General features: G+C 59.1%; 19 protein-coding genes. 13 read left to right on the top strand and 6 right to left on the bottom strand.

Features of this window, described 5'->3' with window-relative positions; genetic code table 11:
* The first annotated feature begins 357 nt into the window (after positions 1-357).
* A complete protein-coding gene (gene gloB / locus DL88_RS07835; RefSeq protein ID WP_034994449.1) occupies positions 358-1,128 on the top strand; it encodes a hydroxyacylglutathione hydrolase in 771 nt (256 codons plus the stop codon).
* A gap of 64 nt (positions 1,129-1,192) precedes the next feature.
* Positions 1,193-1,651: a cupin domain-containing protein gene (locus DL88_RS07840; protein ID WP_051955735.1), complete on the top strand. Its 459-nt coding sequence runs from the start codon at positions 1,193-1,195 to the stop codon at positions 1,649-1,651.
* Between the two features lie 57 nt (positions 1,652-1,708).
* On the opposite strand, the gene phaR is transcribed toward DL88_RS07840, so the two are convergent.
* Complete coding sequence (phaR, locus tag DL88_RS07845; protein ID WP_034994667.1) at positions 1,709-2,404, bottom strand: polyhydroxyalkanoate synthesis repressor PhaR; 696 nt, start codon at positions 2,402-2,404, stop codon at positions 1,709-1,711.
* Positions 2,405-3,118: 714 nt separating this feature from the next.
* Here phaR and DL88_RS07855 point away from each other — a divergent pair.
* Positions 3,119-4,294 (top strand): acetyl-CoA C-acetyltransferase, encoded by a 1,176-nt coding sequence (locus DL88_RS07855; protein WP_034994454.1) that lies wholly within the window; start codon positions 3,119-3,121, stop codon positions 4,292-4,294.
* Between the two features lie 316 nt (positions 4,295-4,610).
* Positions 4,611-5,336, top strand: a complete 726-nt coding sequence (locus tag DL88_RS07860; RefSeq protein WP_034994456.1) for a beta-ketoacyl-ACP reductase — start codon at positions 4,611-4,613, stop codon at positions 5,334-5,336.
* Positions 5,337-5,525: 189 nt separating this feature from the next.
* Here DL88_RS07860 and rpmF read toward each other — a convergent pair whose 3' ends face one another.
* A complete protein-coding gene (gene rpmF / locus DL88_RS07865; protein ID WP_034994459.1) occupies positions 5,526-5,717 on the bottom strand; it encodes a 50S ribosomal protein L32 in 192 nt (63 codons plus the stop codon).
* Positions 5,718-5,860: 143 nt separating this feature from the next.
* Positions 5,861-6,541: a monofunctional biosynthetic peptidoglycan transglycosylase gene (gene mtgA, locus DL88_RS07870; RefSeq protein WP_084705060.1), complete on the bottom strand. Its 681-nt coding sequence runs from the start codon at positions 6,539-6,541 to the stop codon at positions 5,861-5,863.
* Between the two features lie 134 nt (positions 6,542-6,675).
* Between mtgA and DL88_RS07875 the strand changes: the two genes are divergently transcribed.
* Together DL88_RS07875 and DL88_RS07880 are read left to right on the top strand one after the other, a co-directional pair.
* Positions 6,676-7,608 carry a polyprenyl synthetase family protein gene (locus tag DL88_RS07875; RefSeq protein WP_034994461.1) on the top strand — a complete coding sequence of 311 codons (933 nt, stop codon included), beginning with the start codon at positions 6,676-6,678 and terminating at the stop codon, positions 7,606-7,608.
* A 58-nt stretch (positions 7,609-7,666) separates the two neighbouring features.
* The gene (locus tag DL88_RS07880) at positions 7,667-8,395 is read left to right on the top strand and encodes a DUF1345 domain-containing protein (RefSeq protein WP_084705052.1); all 729 of its coding nucleotides are present in this window, start codon (positions 7,667-7,669) and stop codon (positions 8,393-8,395) included.
* A 351-nt stretch (positions 8,396-8,746) separates the two neighbouring features.
* On the opposite strand, the gene DL88_RS07885 is transcribed toward DL88_RS07880, so the two are convergent.
* Positions 8,747-10,822, bottom strand: a complete 2,076-nt coding sequence (locus DL88_RS07885) for a M23 family metallopeptidase (RefSeq protein WP_051955736.1) — start codon at positions 10,820-10,822, stop codon at positions 8,747-8,749.
* Between the two features lie 965 nt (positions 10,823-11,787).
* On the opposite strand from DL88_RS07885, the gene rplU reads away from it, so the two are divergent.
* The 7 genes from rplU (at position 11,788) to DL88_RS07920 (ending at position 17,811) form a co-directional block, all read left to right on the top strand.
* A complete protein-coding gene (gene rplU / locus DL88_RS07890) occupies positions 11,788-12,099 on the top strand; it encodes a 50S ribosomal protein L21 (RefSeq protein ID WP_034994463.1) in 312 nt (103 codons plus the stop codon).
* A 111-nt stretch (positions 12,100-12,210) separates the two neighbouring features.
* Entirely contained in the window at positions 12,211-12,486 is a 276-nt protein-coding gene (rpmA, locus tag DL88_RS07895) for a 50S ribosomal protein L27 (protein ID WP_034994464.1), read from the top strand.
* Positions 12,487-12,789: 303 nt separating this feature from the next.
* The gene (locus DL88_RS07900; RefSeq protein ID WP_034994465.1) at positions 12,790-13,446 is read left to right on the top strand and encodes a GNAT family N-acetyltransferase; all 657 of its coding nucleotides are present in this window, start codon (positions 12,790-12,792) and stop codon (positions 13,444-13,446) included.
* Between the two features lie 98 nt (positions 13,447-13,544).
* Positions 13,545-14,591, top strand: coding sequence for a GTPase ObgE (gene obgE, locus DL88_RS07905; RefSeq protein ID WP_034994468.1), 1,047 nt, complete (start codon positions 13,545-13,547; stop codon positions 14,589-14,591).
* Positions 14,582-15,763, top strand: coding sequence for a glutamate 5-kinase (gene proB / locus DL88_RS07910; protein WP_084705053.1), 1,182 nt, complete (start codon positions 14,582-14,584; stop codon positions 15,761-15,763). The genes obgE and proB overlap by 10 nt, the downstream gene beginning before the upstream one ends.
* Positions 15,764-15,812: 49 nt before the next feature.
* Complete coding sequence (locus DL88_RS07915; RefSeq protein ID WP_034994470.1) at positions 15,813-17,108, top strand: glutamate-5-semialdehyde dehydrogenase; 1,296 nt, start codon at positions 15,813-15,815, stop codon at positions 17,106-17,108.
* A gap of 37 nt (positions 17,109-17,145) precedes the next feature.
* Positions 17,146-17,811 carry a nicotinate-nucleotide adenylyltransferase gene (locus tag DL88_RS07920; protein ID WP_051955737.1) on the top strand — a complete coding sequence of 222 codons (666 nt, stop codon included), beginning with the start codon at positions 17,146-17,148 and terminating at the stop codon, positions 17,809-17,811.
* Positions 17,812-17,933: 122 nt separating this feature from the next.
* Here the strand turns inward: DL88_RS07920 and DL88_RS07925 are convergent, their stop codons facing one another.
* Positions 17,934-18,530 (bottom strand): hypothetical protein, encoded by a 597-nt coding sequence (locus DL88_RS07925; RefSeq protein ID WP_034994471.1) that lies wholly within the window; start codon positions 18,528-18,530, stop codon positions 17,934-17,936.
* Positions 18,514-18,984 carry a group II truncated hemoglobin gene (locus tag DL88_RS07930; protein ID WP_084705054.1) on the bottom strand — a complete coding sequence of 157 codons (471 nt, stop codon included), beginning with the start codon at positions 18,982-18,984 and terminating at the stop codon, positions 18,514-18,516. The genes DL88_RS07925 and DL88_RS07930 overlap by 17 nt, the downstream gene beginning before the upstream one ends.
* Between the last annotated feature and the right edge of the window lie 32 nt (positions 18,985-19,016).

Here is a 19,016-nt window from a genome sequence, read left to right on the forward strand (position 1 = left end):
CCGTCCCCATGCGGAACCTCTGCCAAACGGCACGGCATCCATGGTTTGACCAGGCCCTCCCCACACCGTTAAATCACGCTCTCGAATTGGGCCGGATGTCTCCTTCCGGCCCCAGATCCTTGCAATCCCATGTCCTTGCAATCCCATGTCCTTGCAATGGCGAGAGCAGGTTCATCGGGTTTATGCCAAACGGCGATGGGTCTGGCTCACCGCCTTTGACCCCGTGATTGTGGAGCGGCGGCTTTCCGCCGAACACCACGGATCGCGGCAAGTCCTGATCCATGCATTTTGGTTTTAGACTTCGGTTTCATCCCGCCTTCCAATTCCTCGCCATCCAATGCGGAGCATCGTGACGCTATGGCCGCCCACATCCATCAATTTCTCTGCCTCAAGGATAATTTCGGCGTTCTCATCCATGATCCAGAGACGCGGCATACGGCGGCGATCGACGCACCGGAGGCTGGCCCCATCCTCGAGGCTCTCGCGGCAAAGGAATGGAACCTCACCGAAATTCTGGTGACCCACCACCATCTGGACCATATTGGCGGTATTCCGGGCCTTAAGGCCAAATTCCCGGAAGCCCGCGTCATCGGCCCGGCGCGCGAGGCCGACAAGATCGGCAAGCTCGATCAGGCTGTAGGGGAAGGCGATCAAGTAACGGTAGGCCGCCTCGAGGCAATGGTGCTGGACATTCCCGGCCACACATCCGGCCATGTCGCCTATTGGTTCGAGGGAGAGGATATCCTGTTCACCGGCGATACTTTGTTCGCCATGGGTTGCGGCCGCGGTTTCGAGGAACCGCCGAACGTCCTGTTCGAATCGCTGATGAAACTCGCCAAGCTCAATGGCGAGATCCAGGTCTATTGCGGACATGAATATACGCTTGCAAATGGCGAATTCGCACTCACCATCGAGCCTGACAATGTGCTTCTGCGCGACCGTGTCGCCGAGGTGCGGCAATTGCGTGCCGAGAACAAATTCACGCTGCCGACGACACTAACCATCGAGCTCGGCACCAATCCTTTCCTGCGCGCCGACGAGCCCAGCGTCCAACAGGCGGTCGGTCTGCCGGGCGCCGATCCCGTCGCCGTCTTCACCGAATTGCGCGAACGCAAGAACCGCGCTTGATGCACCGGCAGAGCGACGACGCGCATCCTACAAAATCCGTGAGCATCCCGGGAGAATCGAGCGCATGACCATGGCCGAACCCACGGCGCAGGAGATCATCGCAACACTCGATCTCCTGCCGCATCCCGAAGGTGGCTATTATCGGGAAACTTTTCGCGATCCGCTCACGGATGGCGCGGGGCGTTCGCGGTCCAGCCTCATCTATTTTCTGCTGCCCGCCGGAGAGATTTCCGCCTGGCACCGGATCGACGCTGTCGAGACCTGGCATTTCTATGCCGGAGCACCACTGGAACTCCGCATCGCGGAAGCCGGCGTGACGGCCACACATCGCCTCGGCACCGATCTTCTGGCGGGAGAAGCCCCGCAAGTCATCGTTCCGCCTTTCGCATGGCAAAGCGCCCGCAGCCTCGGCGCGTGGACGGTGGTCGGATGCAGCGTCGCCCCGGCTTTTCAATTTTCGGAATTCGAAATGGCGGATCCCGGCTGGGAGCCGGAACACGAGCTGCCCAAACAAGGCCTTTGAGAAGGCCAACGCACAGGGCGTCCCGACCGCGCCTTATTTCAAGAAAGCCCGCGGATTTTATTCCTTGCGGCTAAGGCCCTCGATCCTTTTCTGCAATTCCTCGAGTTGCCGTTTCATCTCGTCGATTTCATTCTTTGGCTGGGGCGCGGCTGGCTGTGGCGATGCCTCGGCAACCGGCATGTTCGGAGGCACACTCACTCCCTGGGGCGTCGCCGCCATCGGCGGAGCAGAGACGTCTGGGATATTCGGGACCGGGGATTCCGCCTGCGGCAATCCAGGCGGCGTGCCGAAGGGCGAGAACATCGCCAGCGCCTGATTGAACACCGCCATATTCTTGCGTGTCTGTTCCTCAAGCGAACTGAAGAGCGGATTGGCGGCGATCGGCGCATTCAGCATCTGATCGCGAAACTTGCTCTGTTCGTTGGTGAGCTTGTCGATCGTGAATTCGAGATAGCTCGGCACCAGCATCTGCATGCTGTCGCCATAAAAACGAATCAATTGCCGCAGGAAGGCGATGGGGAGCAGGCTCTGGCCAACCTTGCTTTCCTGTTCGAAGATGATCTGTGCCAGAACCGAACGCGTAATGTCATCGCCGCTCTTGGCGTCATAGACGACGAAATCCTCGCCGCTTTTGACCATGGCCGCGAGATCCTCGAGCGTGACATAGGCGCTCGTACCAGTGTTGTAGAGGCGGCGATTTGCGTATTTCTTGATCGTGACGGGTTGCGAAGGCTGCTGCTTGTTCACGTTCATATCGTTCGTCTGAGCCACGCTTTTATCCCTTCCGCCCCGACTGCCGCGGACACCTGCCGCGATTCTTCGGCTTGAGCCGCTTGTGTCAGCCCGGAGAGTTCCGGGCGCCCCGGTTTAGACCATCTTCGATTTGAAGAGAATCGCCGAGCGATTCAAAATGTCTGGAACGATGCTGTTTGCCAGGCAAGCCGCTCCAAAGAGGGCCGCTCGCAGGGAAACCATTCGAAACCATCGAAATGGCGTCCCAATCAAAGCGCGCAGCTCGCGGGGAACATTTGTTCCGAATCGCGAGAAGCGCCGAATGCGGATTGGATACGCGCTCCACCCCATCATCGGGCGATCCCGGCACACTATCATAAAAGGTCCCAATGGATCCCCTATGATTAAGCCGGACCGGCCCGGCAGTCGCCGGATCGCGCCGGTCTCACACTAGCGGCTCCAGATCCTCGAAAGACACACCCATTGCCACCAAGGATAGGGGCTTTGGCGGCAGGTTCCAATCATTTTGAAGAGGATGTCTGCCGAAAGCGGTGTAGCAGGTCGAGACGATCCCGATTAGCGTGGGTGCCACTCTTGCCCTTTCCCGGCGCCGACGCAATCTATAAGCGGATATAACGTCTGCTGGGACGATGTCCGGAATATGGCTGGAGCCATAGCCGGGATAGGGCAAGGTTTTGCTGTGACGCCCGATAGGGAAGTTGGGAGGATTCGGTTATGTCGAGCGATGTCGTGATTGTGGGTGCGGGTCGCACCGCCGTCGGGTCCTTCAACGGCGCCTTTGGCACGGTGCCCGCTCATGAACTCGGCGCGGCAGTGATCAAGGCGACGCTGGAGCGCGCCAAGGTCGGGCCCGGCGAGGTCGATGAGGTTATTTTTGGTCAGGTGCTGACGGCGGCGACGGGTCAGAATCCGGTTCGTCAGGCTGCGATCAAGGCCGGTATTCCTGACAGCTCCACCGCCTGGACCGTCAACCAGGTCTGTGGATCCGGATTGCGCTCTGTCGCTCTCGGGATGCAGCAGATTGCCAATGGCGATGCCAAGATCATCGTCGCGGGCGGTCAGGAGAATATGTCCGTCTCGCCGCATGCGGCCTTCCTGCGTAGCGGCACCAAAATGGGCGATGTCAAATTCGTCGATACGATGATGCGCGACGGCCTGACCGACGCCTTCGCCAATTACCCGATGGGCAATACGGCGGAGCATATTGCCACCAAATGGCAGATCAGCCGTGAGGAACAGGATCAATTCGCCGTCGCCTCCCAGAACAAGGCCGAAGCGGCCCAGAAGGAAGGACGCTTCAACGAAGAGATCATTCCTTTCACCGTCGCCGGCAAGAAGGGCGATATCATCGTCGACAAGGATGAATATATCCGCCTTGGTGCGACGATCGAGGCGATGGCCAAGCTGAAGCCGGCCTTCGTCAAGGATGGAACCGTCACCGCCGGCAATTCTTCCGGCATCAACGATGGCGCCGCGGCCATCGTGCTGATGAGCGCCGACGAGGCTAAAGCGCGCGGCCTCACCCCGCTCGCCCGCATCGCCTCCTGGGCGACGGCCGGCGTCGATCCGTCCCTCATGGGGTCTGGCCCCATCCCGGCTTCCCGCAAGGCCCTCGAAAAAGCCGGCTGGAAAGTCAAGGATCTCGATCTTGTGGAAGCCAATGAGGCTTTCGCCGCTCAAGCAATTGCCGTCAACAAGGACATGGGCTGGGATCCGTCCATCGTCAACGTCAATGGTGGAGCGATCGCGATCGGTCATCCGATCGGCGCCTCGGGTGCTCGCATTCTCGTGACCCTGCTTCACGAAATGAATCGCCGTGATGCGAAAAAGGGGATCGCCACCCTTTGCATCGGTGGCGGCATGGGCGTCGCCCTGACGGTCGAGCGCTAAACTCTGCCTTTTGAAAGTCTGGCCTTGGCGGATTTCATCCGCCAAGGCCAGCACTCGTGGCGGGAATGGCCCGGAATTTCCGTCCAGAAGATTTTCGCCCGCCAACACACAACTTATAGTTGAAATTTTTACCCCGTGCTTGGGAGCACTTGCCTTTAACGCATGGCTGCCATGTTCTTGAAAGGCCCAGCGCTCTTTAAGAAAGGCTTGGATATTTCGTAGCTTTCATGGGACTTTTAAAAAACTAGTGGATGATTCTGCTCATGCAAAAATGCATGAGTCCGAAGATATTCCTTGGGTGAAGAGGGGGGATGATATGGCACGCGTAGCAGTAGTTACCGGCGGCTCTCGCGGTATCGGCGCGGGAATATGCAAGGCGCTCAAGGCAGCGGGATATCAGGTCGCCGCAAACTATGCCGGCAATGATGAAGCCGCCGCCAAATTCAAGGAAGAAACGGGCATCCCCGTCTACAAATGGGACGTCGGCAATTACAAGGCCTGTAGCGAAGGCTTGGAACAGATAGCCAAAGACGTCGGCCCGGTTGACATTCTCGTCAACAATGCCGGCATCACCCGTGACGGCATGTTCCACAAGATGACGCCGGAACAATGGTATGACGTCATCAACACCAATCTGAACTCGCTGTTCAACATGACCCGCCCGGTGATCGAGGGCATGCGCGAGCGCGGTTTTGGCCGCATCGTCAACATTTCATCGATCAACGGTCAGAAAGGGCAGATGGGACAGACCAATTATTCCGCCGCCAAGGCGGGCGATCTTGGTTTCACCAAGGCACTGGCCCAGGAAAATGCCGTGAAAGGCATTACGGTCAATGCGATTTGCCCCGGTTATATCGCGACGGAAATGGTCCGTGCCATCCCCACCGAGGTCCTCGAAAAATCGATCTTGCCACAGATTCCCGTCCGTCGCCTCGGCGAGGTCGAGGAAATCGCCCGCGGTGTTTTGTTCCTCGTCGCGGAAGAAGCGGGTTTCATCACCGGCTCGACGCTGAGCATCAATGGTGGCCAGTTCTTCGTCTGAGGAGCTCGGTTTCGAGAGGCAGACAAACGAATACCCGCCGGACATGTTCGGCGGGCTTTTTTAGGTTCTCATTTTCCTAAGAAATACGAGCGATTTTTTCCACTGCCCGAGACGCAGCACCGCTGGCGTGGTTCGCTCGCTTCAAAGGCCGGCCCGCGTCAGCACAGGCTGCAGTCGCGGCCATGAGCCTTACGCCTCTTCGCGAACCTTCGGCGTGAAGACCTGACGGCCACGATACATGCCGGTTTTCAGGTCGACATGGTGCGGACGGCGCAGTTCTCCGGAATCCTTGTCTTCGATATAGGTCGGCGCCTTGATCGCATCCGCCGAGCGGCGGAAACCGCGCTTCATGCGGGATGTTTTTCGTTTCGGAACGGCCATGACGATATCTCGAAGGTTTTGTCACGCCCAAAGGGCGCGAGGAATCAGATGACGGCGCGAACCGTCGCGCCACGGAATGGAAACGGCCTGATACACAAAAAATGCACGTCTGGCTAGTGTTGAATCAGAGAAATCCTTCCAATTCAATGCAGGCATTCCGTGTCCGCGCTTTCCGCCCGCCTGACGATGGTGCGGGTAAGGCGGCGTTGGAGCCCGGTTGGATGCGCCGCGTCGCGGTGGCGGGGATTGGGTAAAGCCGTGGCGAGCAGCGCCGCCTGATAACGGTCGAGCGCTTCGGCGCTTTTGCCAAAATAATGCTGCGCCGCCGCTTCCGCCCCGAAAATCCCTTCGCCCCATTCCGCAATATTCAGATAGACCTCCAGAATGCGGCGTTTCGGCCATACGGCGTCGATCAGCAAGGCGAGAGGAATTTCGATCCCCTTGCGAAGGAACGAGCGGCCGTTCCACAAAAACAGATTCTTGGCGGTCTGCATGGTCAGCGTCGAAGCCCCACGCGAGGGCTCACCCCCCTTGGCCCTATCCAGGACATCCGAAAGCGCTTGCCAATCGACACCGTCATGCTCGCAAAAGCGGGCATCCTCCGACGCGATCACCGAGGCCGCCAGCAGGGGGGAGATGAGCGTGAGCGGTTTATAGACGCGTTCCACCGGCTCCCCCGTCAGGGTGCGTGAGAGCATGAGCGTCGATACAGGTGGAACGAAGCGATAGGCTGTGAGCAGAATGCCGAGAAGCAGTGCGAGCCCGAGCACCAGACCGAGACCCAGATAAAGGCTCAAGCGTGCGAGGAAACGGAAACGCGTCACGGCATGTCTCGGAGAAAGCGCGAAAGCCGAAGAATCCGCCAAAGAGAATCTGACAAGAAGAATCTACCAAGCAGCCTTGACCGATCCGCTGCGATGAGGCAAGCCGAACCTCGATCTTGGCATATGGAGAGGCAATGACCAGCGGCATCCCGGCGGACGATTTTCAGCAACGACTGACCGAAGTCGCCGAGGCGACGGAAAAGACGCTCGATCAATTGCTCGGCCTTTCCCCGCAGCCCGGGGAGACCTTGCGGCCAAAGCGTTTCATGGAGGCCATGCGCTATGCCAGCCTTGGTGGCGGCAAAAGGCTGCGGCCCTTCCTGCTGATCGAAACCGCGCGGCTGTTCGGTATCGAGGGACAGGGCGTGCTGCGGGCCGCCTCCGCGCTGGAGATGATCCATTGCTACTCTCTCGTCCATGACGATCTTCCGGCGCTCGACAATGACGATCTGCGCCGTGGCCGCCCGACGACCCACAAGGCCTTCGACGAAGCGACTGCCATTCTCGTCGGTGACGGCCTGCTCACCTATGCCTTCGATGTCCTGGCCGATCCCGCGACTCATCCCGATCCGGCGATTCGCATCGAACTCGTGCTGGCGCTCGCCCGCTCCTCGGGCATCGGCGGCATGGTCGGCGGCCAGGTCCTCGACCTGGAAGCAGAACAGGCCAAGGAGCCGCATACGGCCGAAGCCGTCATCGAATTGCAATCCATGAAGACCGGTGCGCTTTTGCATTATGCGGTGATCGCCGGGGCGATCTTTGCCGGCGCCTCGGCTCAGGCGCGGCAAGCGCTCTCCGATTATGGCAAAGCGCTGGGCGCGGCATTTCAGGTTGCCGACGACATCCTCGACGTCGAGGCCGATACCGAAGCGCTGGGGAAGAAAACCGGCAAGGACGCCGATCGCAACAAGGCGACCCTCGTCGCGTCGCTGGGGCTCGAAGCCGCGCGCAAACGCCGCGATACGCTGGCCGCAGAAGCAATCGCCGCACTCGATTCCTTTCCCGAGGGACAAAGCGCAACCATTCTGAAGGAAGCCGCACGCTTCGCCGCGACGCGCAAGAGTTGAACGGCCAACGCCCCATGCACCTTCCTCAGCCATTTTCCTTTCATAAGATCAGGGACTAATGGCTGAGCAGCCCGCCGATAGGCTTCCTTTATGGCTCCGGCTGCTCCTGCACAGGATCGTATCCCCCTATCGGATCAGCCGCGCCCATCCGCGCCTTTTCGCCGGTTTCCTGGCGGGCATTGGGAGCATTTGGTTTCTGCCTCCCTTTCTACAAGCCAATGCCAAAGCCCTATGTGCCTGGAACATCGGCATGTGGGTCTATTTTCTGCTTTCATACTTCATGATTCACGGCGCCGATCCGGCCAGCATGCGGCGGCGCGCCAAAGCGACGGATGAAGGCAAGGTCTTCATTCTCACTTTGTCGGCGCTGGCGTCCTTCGCGGCCATAGCCGCCATCGTGCTGGAACTCACCAGCACCAAAGGCGACCCGCATACGCAACCCACCTGGCATTTTCTTTTGGCGGGCGTGACGATTCTCAACGCCTGGTTCTTCATCCATCTCAGTTTTGCGCTGCATTACGCGCATGAATACTACGACGCCTTCGAGAAAGAACCGCTCAAAGAGGCCAAGGATCGGGGCGGCCTGGTCTTTCCCGGCACGGAAGACCCGGATTATTACGATTTCCTCTATTTCTCTTTTGTCATCGGCGTCGCGTCGCAGACCGCCGATGTCGGGCTTTCGTCGCGCTATATGCGACGCATCGCGCTTGTTCACTGCGTGCTCGCGTTTTTCTTCAACAGCGCGGTTCTGGCCCTCACGGTGAATATTGTCGCCGGCCTCTTGTAGAAGACCTCCCAAAGGCAGAGGGAGCGGCCGCAAACACCGTCTCTTTTACGAAGGGGATCCGGAACCATCCGCCAGGGAACGAGCCACCAAGCATCACCCTTCGTCGGCCTCACGAGAATGCGCATCGTGGTTTAGGCGCCAGCCGTTGTTCGCGAAAAGCGAGCCCCATTTTGCACCAAGGCTGATACGCCTTCAATCCTTCGGATGCCGGCGTCGCACCAGCCGCAGGCATTCCATAATTTCTCGAATCGCCAGATTTGCAGCGAGGCCGTAGAGCCGCAACCTACATTCTCCGGCCAGCTTGATTACGCCGCCCGCGTCAGAAAAAGCCGGCAGCCAGCCGACAAACAATTAGGGGATGGCAGCGGTCCGTCCACGCCCGCCGTTGCGGTCAGCGACAATCGCATTGGACGCACTGGCATTCGGAGCCAGCGAAAGAAGGCCGTCGATTCTTTCCTTCTCGCGTTTGAATTTCCCGAGCATCGCGCCGTCGAATTCGCGCGTCTGGGCCAGTTTCACGCGCAGCGGATCGACGAAATGGCCGTTGACGATGACTTCGTAATGCAGGTGCGGGCCGGTCGCGAGTCCCGTCTGGCCAAGATAGCCGATGACTTGCCCCTGACGGACTCTTTGTCCCTCAGAGATGCCCTTGGCGAATCCGGACATGTGATTATAGGTGGTGATATAGCCGTTGACGTGCTGGATTTCGACGCGGCGGCCATAGCCTGAATCCCACGCGGCCTTGAGAATCGTCCCATTTCCCGCAGCAAAAATCGGTGTGCCGATGGGCGCCGCCCAATCGACGCCGGTATGCGGACGCGAATAGCCGAGAATGGGATGAAAACGGGTGCCGAAACCGGATGTCATCTTTTCGGCGACGAGCGGTACACGCACCAGGAATTTGCGTGTCGAACGGCCGTTCTGATCGTAATAATCAATGCTGGCGTCGTCCGGTGTCTGGAAACGGTAATAACGGAATGTTTCGTTGCGCGTCGTCACCGTCGCATAAAGCAGTTCCGGTAGATGATCGCCTTCCTCGGCCTCATCATAGAAAGCGGAAAAGGAATCGCCCGCTGCGACACTGCGCTGGAAATCCACATCATTGGCGAAGATCCGCACGAGGTCATCAATGAGGCGCTGCGGAATGTCCTGTTTCATCGCCGTCTCATAGAGTGACTCATAGAGCCGCATGCCGCCATCATCGTCACTTTCATCGTCGTGACTCCGCCGCCGGGCGACCGGCTCCTCGTCACGCGATGCAACCCGCATATAACTGCCCTGGTCGTTGACCGCGATTGCCGCTTCGAGCGTCTCGTCGGAATAAACCGACAATCGCGCGAGCTGGATATCCTGACTTTGCTCGTCGGACGCGACGAACAACAGTTTCAGACGCCGCCCCTCTGCGACAGCGGCTTCGCCGCGCCGGGCCCCGAATGCCGCAACGATTGCGCGGATCCTTTCCTTCGGGAGGCCGAATTTCTGCAGCACATCATCAAGAACCTCGCCATGCCGTAGCACCACGAGCTTCTCTCCAACCAGCGGCGAAGGCTGCGGCGGCGTCAACGACCGCGCGACCACGGTCACATTCTCCGGCACCATACGCACATCGATTGATGAGAAAGCCGTGTTGAGCCCTCCCGCTTCGGGAGTGGCATAAGCGAGAACACCGGAAGGATTACCGTGGCCGAGCGCATGTCCGATCCCGATGGCGAGCGGGTTGGCCTTGCTGGTACGCATCAAGAGCATCTGAGGCGGCAGGGACAGAGGCTTCGTCCCCGCATTCATCGTGTTCTTGATTTGCTCCGCCAGTTGCGCCTGTACTTCCTCCTGCGACAACACCGCCTGGCCGGAAAGCGGCTGGCCGGTGAGATCATGCAGAGCCCAGGAGACTTCCGCATCATCCTGAACAGGCTCTTGCGGTACATCAATGGGGTTGCGCGCATCCGCCAGCAGTTTCAACGGATTGAAGGGTGGAATTTCCTCGGCAAACCCGGCGCTTGCCCGCAGCAGCGTGGTTTCGACGCGGGTGAATTGATGTGTCTTTACGACTTCCTTTTCGCCGACCTTGATGGTCACCGGCGCATGAAACGACTGTTTGGCGGCGACAATGTCCACCGCTTTCACCAAACGATCGGCCTTACGCCCGTTGATGCCGCTCTCCTGCGCCATCTCCTTCCGCAATGGGGCCGCCAGCATTGGCGCCTCGGCAAAATGCGATTGATGATCGAAAGCAGCGTAAATGGCGGCGCCGATAAGCCCGGCTCCCGTAAGGCCAGTCAGAATGGTGCCACACAGCCAGCGCAGGGAAATCTGGCGACGGTCGAAGAGATCCTGGCGCTCGCCATCCGTATCGATTGCTGGCTCATTGCCGAGATCGGCTAAGCCGGTACGGCCATCCATCCGTCGATACGAAATCAGATTATGCATTCGCGCCACTCAGCCGCAAGAGCGGTTCTCCTTTCGGTCAATTCGCGGACCATAACCGTCGCCTCACGATTTTCCAAATGGTTTCAGCCCTTTTCTACCGACCGGTCCAGCAGGAAGCCCATGCAACCGAAACGCGCTTTCGGATCAAACCATAGAAAGCTTGCGCGAGCCTGCGGTGCGACGACAAGCTTGAAGGCAGCACGCGCAATAAATCTTCATGCCGCGTTCCACCCAATAGCTGGCATCTTGCTGCCTGCTAGGTTGAGGCCAGATCACGCCGGCGCAATACGGAATTGCCGTTGGGCCCGCCCCCCCCTGATTGAGAGATGCGAGCCGCGATCGGCCGCTCGATGCGGCAGAGGCACAACGCTAGGCTTGGATTATTCCCCTGCTCCCGTTTAGAGCCTAGAAAATGGCTCAAATACGGCGGTCCGTCAGGGATGCGCCCTGGCATCACGCATAAGCAAGAGAGGTCACGAATATTCAAGTCCGCTGATCCCAACCTGTCGGGATCGATAAAGTTCGCTGGAATTCAGGACTCCGTTCTTATAAATCGCGTTATTCCAATGCCTTATAAGAGAGCGCACCTTATTCTTTCGAAATAGGGGTATATAAAAGCCTTGAAGCGAAACTCTTTTGGGACCAAGATTATCCACTTGACAAACTTCGGCTACGGCAATAAAGGAGCCGTATGCGCGGCTTTTTCGGCCGCGTTTTCCTTTGTTGCGCCCCTCTATAATGTCCCTAGTATTCGAAGGGTTTGGGGATTTGACCAGCGCGTCGATCACGAACCCTCACCACACAAAGGACATGGCAAACGGGCGCGAGGAAGACTGGGCGAAAGCCTTTTCAGCGCATTCTGAAACCAGCTTAAACTGCTAAGAAGCCGGCCACCTTCGTTTGGCTTTTGCGAAATGCAAAAAAACCAAAACGGACATGAGCCGGGTCGAACACTGGGAAAAATGATGTTCGCAGTCATAAAAACAGGCGGCAAGCAATATAGCGTGGCCGCTGACGATATTATTACCGTCATGACGCTCGCGGGTGAACCGGGTGATGCGGTGACTTTCGATTCGGTACTGATGCTCGCCGGCGAGGGAGATCCCAAAATCGGCGCTCCCTTTATCGAGGGTGCCACCGTGACCGGCGAAATTGTCGAGCAAACCCGCGGTCCGAAGGTCATTGCCTTCAAGAAACGCCGCCGGCAGAATTCAAAGCGCAAGCGCGGCCATCGCCAGGATCTGACGCTGGTCAAGATCACCGGCATCAACGCCTGAAGGGCACTTCCCCAGGCCGAAATGCAGAGCGGGCCGAAAAACGTTTAGACCGAACCCTTTCATAGGTGTGAGCGGCGGGCGTGAGCGGCGTAAGATTTTTGGATAAAGATCATGGCACATAAGAAAGCAGGCGGTTCCTCCCGTAACGGACGCGACTCCGACGGCCGACGCCTCGGTGTAAAGAAATTCGGTGGTGAGGCCGTCATCAGCGGCAATATCATCGTCCGCCAACGTGGCACCAAGTGGCACCCGGGCACCAATGTCGGCATTGGCAAGGACCATACGTTGTTCGCTCTTACGGAGGGCAAGGTCTTTTTCCAGACCAAGGCCAACGGCCGGTCCTATATCTCGGTCATTCCGGCCCCGACCGTAGAGGCGGCTGAATAAGCAGGGTGAGCCCTTCCAAGGAAAGCGCTCCACCTGTTCCCACGAACCTGGTGGATCGGTTTCTTCAAACGAAACCCCTGATCGAAAACCGAACAGGAAAATCCGCCGGCCCGAACGGGCCGTAAAGGAGGTGGGAAGACCACCTCCTTTTTTTGTGTTTAGCGATGCCACCATGGCGTCATCATCAATTTCTTGTTTTGACACGATTTTTGACGAGAATTTCAGAGAGTTTCCGCAGCGGCGGCCGGTATCGGCCTGTCATTGACCAGGGGCCGGATGTGACGGTCCAAGCGGAGTAGAACGATGTTTCCCGATCTGACCTCCGACGACATTTTCCGCATCGAAACCAAAAGGCTCTGGCTGCGCTGGCCGCGTGTCGCCGACGCCGCCGCGATCACCGGCTTCGCGAGCGAAGCCTCGACGGCCAAGATGACCGCCGCCATTCCCCATCCCTATCCGGCGGGCGAAGCAGAACGCTTCATTTTTCAGGCACGCGCGGACAATGCGACCGGCAGGGGCCTCGTGCTGGCGATCACCCAAAAACGCGCCGACCATCCGCTGATTGGCCTTATCGGAGCGACGGTCGCCGGCTCGCATGACCTCGAGATCGGTTATCTTATTGCGCCACAAGCCAATGGCAAAGGTTATGCGACCGAAGCCGTGAAGAGCCTCGTGAGCAGTCTCTTCAGCCTGACGTCCGTGCAACGCATTCTGGCCAATGTCCGCACCGTCAATCCGGCCTCGCATCGCGTCCTTGAAAAATCCGGCTTCGCTTATGTCGACAGCGGGCTCGATTATCTGCCGGCGCGCGGCGGCCTCCACCCTTGCGATCGTTTCGAACTTGATCGCAAGAGCTGGCTCAAGCAACAGCCGGGACGCTCCATGCCGCCAATGCATCACCAGATGCAGGACCGCAGGGACGCTCAGCAGGCGGTGCTCCATCCCCCTGTTGAAAGCTGAGTGGGCGACTCCATATCCGAACACACATCCTGTTGCACATTCTGTCTCGCTCACACACTCTCTCTTGACACAACTTCGGAACGCATTAGGCATCGATCATGAAATTTCTCGACCAAGCCAGGATTTTCATCCGCTCGGGCAATGGTGGTGCCGGCTGCCTGTCGTTCCGGCGTGAGAAATTCATCGAATTCGGTGGTCCTGATGGGGGTGACGGCGGGCGCGGCGGTGATGTGGTCGCTGTCTGCGTCGAAGGACTGAATACGCTCATCGATTACCGCTACCAGCAGCATTTCAAGGCCAAGACCGGGATACACGGCATGGGAAAGAACCGCGCCGGGGCGAGCGGGGCCGATTGTATTCTGAAAGTGCCTGCGGGAACCCAGATTTTCGAGGAAGATGGGGAAACACTCGTCGCCGATCTGACGGAAATCGGCCAAAGCGTCATTCTCGCACATGGCGGCAATGGCGGCTTCGGCAATGCGCATTTCAAGACCTCGACCAATCAGGCGCCGCGCCGCGTCAATCCAGGCCAGGAAGGCGAAGAGCGGGTTTTGTGGCTGCGGCTGAAGCTCATTGCCGACGCCGGACTCGTTGGCCTGCCCAATGCCGGCAAATCGACCTTTCTTTCGAGCGTCAGCGCAGCGCGGCCGAAAATCGCCGATTATCCTTTCACCACCCTGCATCCACAGCTCGGCGTCGTCGCCTGCGGTGATCGGGAATTCGTGCTCGCCGATATTCCCGGCCTTATCGAGGGCGCACATGAAGGCGCGGGCCTCGGTGACCGCTTCCTTGGCCATATCGAGCGTTGCGGCGTTCTTCTGCATCTCGTCGACGCCGGCTGCGAACATGCGGGCAAGGCCTATAAGACGATCCGCAAGGAACTCGCCGCCTATGGCTATGGCCTCGATGAAAAGCCGGAAATCGTCGCTCTGTCGAAGATCGACACAGTGGACGCCGACACGCTGAAAAATCAGATGGCTCGGCTCAAACGCGCCGCGAAACGCACGCCGCTCAAACTCTCGGCGGTGACGCACCAAGGCGTCGCCGATTGTCTGAAAAATCTACTCTCGGCAATCGATGCGGCGCGGCATGATGAGACGCCGGTTCTCACGACGACCGTTCCTTCCTGGCATCCATGCGACTGAATTCTCCCCTCTCCCCATCATCCGGGACCCAACCGGCCACTCCCGCATCTCCCCTGCCCTCGCTTGGCGGTTTCAAGCGTATCGTGATCAAGGTCGGCTCCTCCCTCCTCGTCGACAGGCAGGAAGGCGGCCTCAAGCGGTTGTGGCTGGAGGCATTGGCACAGGACATCGCCTTTCTGCACAGGGGTGGCGCCGATGTGCTCGTCGTTTCCTCCGGCTCGATCGCGCTGGGGCGCACGGTGCTCGGCCTGCCGGAGGGTAATCTGCGTCTGGAAGACAGCCAAGCCGCCGCCGCCGTCGGCCAGATCGCTTTGGCGCGCATCTGGTCGGAAGTGCTGGGCGACCGAGGCATGACCGCCGGCCAGATTCTGGTGACGCTCGGCGACACCGAGCAACGGCGGCGTTATCTCAACGCAAGAGCGACGATCGGCCGTCTCCTCGACCTGCGCGCGGTGCCCGTCATCAACGAGAATGATACGGTCGCGACCAGCGAGATCCGTTACGGCGATAACGACCGCCTCGCCGCGCGCGTCGCCACAATGGCAAGCGCCGATCTGCTCATCCTCCTGTCGGATGTGGCCGGTCTCTACACGGCTCCCCCGAGCGAAGACCCGGACGCAAAACTCATCCCGCTCGTGCCCCGCATCAATGCCGAGATCGAGGCCATGGCGGGCGGAGCCGCCTCGGCCTTTTCGCGCGGCGGGATGCGGACCAAAATCGAGGCGGCCAAGATCGCGACGACCGGCGGCACCCATATGCTCATCGCCGACGGGCGGATCATGCATCCCGTCACCAAGATCGCCGAGGGCGCGCCCTGCACATGGTTCCTGACCGGCTCGAATCCAGTCACGGCCCGCAAGAAATGGATCGCAGGCTCCCTTGAACCGCGCGGCGTGTTGCATATCGATGCCGGAGCCGCGCAGGCGCTTTGCGCCGGCAGGAGCCTGTTGCCAGCAGGCGTCCAACGCGTCGAAGGCCGTTTTTCGCGCGGCGATTGCGTCGTAATCCGCGATCCACAAGGCGCCGAAATCGGCCGCGGCCTGACCGCCTATGATGCGAGCGATGCTATTTTGCTCGCCGGGCGCAATTCCCAGGATATCGAAAGCCTGCTCGGCATGCCGGGCCGTTCGGCGCTGATTCATCGCGACGATATGGTGCTGGCGGGAGATTGATCCTGCGCCGGCTCAAAAATCTGAACCGTTGAGGAAGGGAGCCTCGGATATGGAAGCCTTGCAAATCGTCTCGAACCGATCCGAGTCTGATGTGCCGGCGCTGATGCAGGTTCTCGGCAGGGAAGCAAAAGCGAGCGCTCATCTCGTCTCCCTTGCTTCGACGGAGACCAAAAATCACGCCCTGCGCGTTGCCGCCGAGACATTGCGCGCCCGTAGTCAGGATTTGCTGGCGGCCAATACCAAGGATGTCGCCAATGCCAAAGCGGCGGGTGTTACCGCCGCTTTCCTCGACCGGCTCGTTCTCGATGAAAAGCGCATCGAAGCTGTCGCGGCGGGCCTCGAAGCCGTCGCCGCTTTGCCTGATCCCGTAGGTCGCCTGCTCGCGCATTACGAGCGGCCCAATGGGCTCAGGATCGAGCGCGTCGCGACCCCGCTCGGCGTCGTTGGCATCATTTACGAAAGCCGGCCGGCCGTCACAGCCGATGCCGGCGCGCTCTGCCTCAAATCCGGCAATGCGGCCATTTTGCGCGGCGGGTCGGATTCTTTTCATTCCACCGAAATCATTCATGCCTGCCTCATCGCGGGCTTACGCGCGGCAGGCCTTCCCGAGGCGGCCATCAGCCTCGTGCCGACACGCGATCGCGCGGCAGTCGGCGAAATGCTGAAAGGTCTCGATGGCGCAATCGACGTGATTGTGCCACGCGGTGGCAAGAGCCTCGTCGCTCGCGTCCAGGCGGAAGCGCGCGTGCCGGTCTTTGCGCATCTTGAAGGTGTCAATCATATTTTCGTTCATCGCGCCGCCGATCCTGACAAGGCGATGGCCATCGTCCGCAACGCCAAACTGCGACGGCCGGGGGTCTGCGGCGCCGCCGAGATTCTGCTGGTCGACAAGGCAGCGGCGGACCAAATGCTGACGCCGCTGGTGCGCATGCTCCTGGAGGCCGGCTGCGCCGTGCGCGGCGATGCCGCAACACAAGCCGTCGATCCGCGCGTGACCGCGGCGACGGAAGCCGACTGGCGCACGGAATATCTCGACACCGTCATGGCCGTCGGCGTGATCGAGGATCTCGACACGGCCATCGCCCATGTCGAAACCCATGGATCGCATCATACGGATTGTATCATCACGGAAGATGCCGAAGCCGCGCGGCGCTTTCTCGCCGAGGTCGATTCCGCAATCGTCATCCATAATGCCTCGACGCAATTCGCCGATGGCGGCGAATTCGGTTTCGGAGCGGAAATCGGCATCGCCACCGGACGCATGCATGCGCGCGGGCCAGTCGGGCTAGAGCAACTGACCTCGTTCAAATATCGCGTCCATGGCGATGGACAGATCCGGCCGTGATTCCAACTCCGCCTTGGGCCAAACCGCGATAGACCGAATGCCTGCGGGAAAGCCTCGAGGCTGGCAAAGCCCCTTGCCCGTTCTGCCGCCCCATGGCGACAGACAATGGATCGGACTTTTTGGCGGCAGTTTCAATCCGCCCCATGAGGCTCACCGGCTGGCGAGTCTCACAACGATGCATCGCCTGCGCCTTGATCGCGTCTGGTGGATCGTCAGCCCTGGCAATCCACTGAAGGCTCACGGTGAACTGCTACCCCTCGCGGAACGGATGCAGCTTGCCCGGCAAGTGAAACACCATCCGCGCATCGATGTGACAGGTTTCGAGGCGCAGACCGGTTCCGCCTATACATATGAAACGGTCCTCCATCTCATACGGCGGTGCCCGCGTACCCGTTTCGTTTGGATCATGGGGGCCGACAATCTCAGCCAGTTTCACCGCTGGAAACATTGGCGCACCATCGCCGCCTCAGTGCCAATCGTCATCATCGACAGACCCGGTTCGACGTTCCGAGCCTTGCACGCACCTGCCGCCATGGCGCTTGCGCGCTATCGTTTACCGGAACGTACGGCGACGAGCCTCTGTATACACAAGCCGCCGGCATTCATCTTTCTGCACGGCCCACGCTCATCATTGTCGTCAACCCAGATCAGACGAGGATTCCCGTTAAAAGTTTTCCACGGGAATGAAACCGCTTCCAAATGAATCCACGTTATGAAGGCTCTTCGGAAAAAGCCGTCATGAGTCTGTAGCGTCCTGAATGTACAGAAAGTACAAAGAAAAAGCCGCCCGGAGGCGGCTTTCGAAAAAGAAAAAGTGCCGATAAATCAGACCGGACGATTTTCGTTCGGGTTGCGCACCGGACCCATGCGCTCGATTCCCTGCTGATAGGTAATCTGCTCCCAATCGGAATCGAAATTCAGCGCCTCGTTGACGATGTAATCGAGCTTGCCGCCGGTGTTGAGCTTCTTGATGTCGTTTTTGTCAATAAACAAGAGTTCAAGCAATTCATTATAGGCAGTGGCCTCGCCGATCGCCAAGCAATAGAACATCACGCCATTGATCGTAATGCGATATTTCTCCAACAAATCCTGATTGTTGGAATAGATGAAATATTTCCCGCCGGGAACGAACAATTCGCCGAACTCTTCCAGCATGATGCCGAGATATTCGAAAGACAAAAGATAGGTCACGAGGAATTCTAACCCGGGCTTTTCGCTCTTGTCGCGGGCAGACGCCATGATCTGCCAAGCGGAAAGCTCCGGCGGACGCTTTTCGTCGGACAATTGTTCCTGGAACTTGAGAGCGAATTCGCCGCGGAATCCGAAGCGGCCGGGGCTGATCTCTTCTTTGAGAATGGGGTGCGTCAAGCGGGATTCATTCTCAAGGCGCGCGAAAGCCGTTTGGTCAATTGTGAGCGTCATGCGGGTTTCCATCGTCGTTGCGGAGCCAGTCCGCCAATTTGTACAAAGAGTGAAGCAGTTGCGACCGCAAGACGGGATCCTCGATTACTTCTTCCGCGGCACCTTGCATACATAACATCCAGGCGTCGCGCTCCGCCGGACCGATCTGGAAATGCCTGTGCCGCATACGAAGGCGGGGATGACCGCGTTCCTGCGAATAGAGTTTCGGTCCACCAAGCCATTCCGCGAGATAGCGCTTCAAGACTTCTCCGACCGGACCGAGATCGTCGGCATGCATGTCCCGAATTGTTTTGGCATCGGGCAATGTATCCATACGATGATAGAAAGCATCGACCAGGGCATCGATACGCCCCTGGCCGCCGATCCGTTCGAAGGGCGTTGAAGTTTCCGCAGAAGAACTCACCGAACCGGGAACCCTTTCTCCAAGGGAGAGGCCGGAACCGGCCCTTGGCATTGAGCGAGGCTGAGAGCCCCGTTCTAGTTAAA

The organism is Beijerinckia mobilis, assembly GCF_000745425.1.
Lineage (GTDB): Bacteria > Pseudomonadota > Alphaproteobacteria > Rhizobiales > Beijerinckiaceae > Beijerinckia > Beijerinckia mobilis.

Coding starts and splice junctions, on each gene's coding strand:
- rpmF (WP_034994459.1), bottom strand. CDS start 5,717: ATGGCCGTTCCGAAACGAAAAACATCCCGCATGAAGCGCGGTTTCCGC.
- phaR (WP_034994667.1), bottom strand. CDS start 2,404: ATGAACGTGAACAAGCAGCAGCCTTCGCAACCCGTCACGATCAAGAAA.
- DL88_RS07860 (WP_034994456.1), top strand. CDS start 4,611: ATGGCACGCGTAGCAGTAGTTACCGGCGGCTCTCGCGGTATCGGCGCG.
- DL88_RS07855 (WP_034994454.1), top strand. CDS start 3,119: ATGTCGAGCGATGTCGTGATTGTGGGTGCGGGTCGCACCGCCGTCGGG.
- DL88_RS07920 (WP_051955737.1), top strand. CDS start 17,146: ATGCCTGCGGGAAAGCCTCGAGGCTGGCAAAGCCCCTTGCCCGTTCTG.
- gloB (WP_034994449.1), top strand. CDS start 358: ATGGCCGCCCACATCCATCAATTTCTCTGCCTCAAGGATAATTTCGGC.
- DL88_RS07880 (WP_084705052.1), top strand. CDS start 7,667: ATGGCTGAGCAGCCCGCCGATAGGCTTCCTTTATGGCTCCGGCTGCTC.
- DL88_RS07900 (WP_034994465.1), top strand. CDS start 12,790: ATGTTTCCCGATCTGACCTCCGACGACATTTTCCGCATCGAAACCAAA.
- DL88_RS07915 (WP_034994470.1), top strand. CDS start 15,813: ATGGAAGCCTTGCAAATCGTCTCGAACCGATCCGAGTCTGATGTGCCG.
- rplU (WP_034994463.1), top strand. CDS start 11,788: ATGTTCGCAGTCATAAAAACAGGCGGCAAGCAATATAGCGTGGCCGCT.
- DL88_RS07840 (WP_051955735.1), top strand. CDS start 1,193: ATGACCATGGCCGAACCCACGGCGCAGGAGATCATCGCAACACTCGAT.
- DL88_RS07885 (WP_051955736.1), bottom strand. CDS start 10,822: ATGCATAATCTGATTTCGTATCGACGGATGGATGGCCGTACCGGCTTA.
- DL88_RS07925 (WP_034994471.1), bottom strand. CDS start 18,530: ATGACGCTCACAATTGACCAAACGGCTTTCGCGCGCCTTGAGAATGAA.
- DL88_RS07875 (WP_034994461.1), top strand. CDS start 6,676: ATGACCAGCGGCATCCCGGCGGACGATTTTCAGCAACGACTGACCGAA.
- DL88_RS07930 (WP_084705054.1), bottom strand. CDS start 18,984: ATGCCAAGGGCCGGTTCCGGCCTCTCCCTTGGAGAAAGGGTTCCCGGT.
- proB (WP_084705053.1), top strand. CDS start 14,582: ATGCGACTGAATTCTCCCCTCTCCCCATCATCCGGGACCCAACCGGCC.
- obgE (WP_034994468.1), top strand. CDS start 13,545: ATGAAATTTCTCGACCAAGCCAGGATTTTCATCCGCTCGGGCAATGGT.
- rpmA (WP_034994464.1), top strand. CDS start 12,211: ATGGCACATAAGAAAGCAGGCGGTTCCTCCCGTAACGGACGCGACTCC.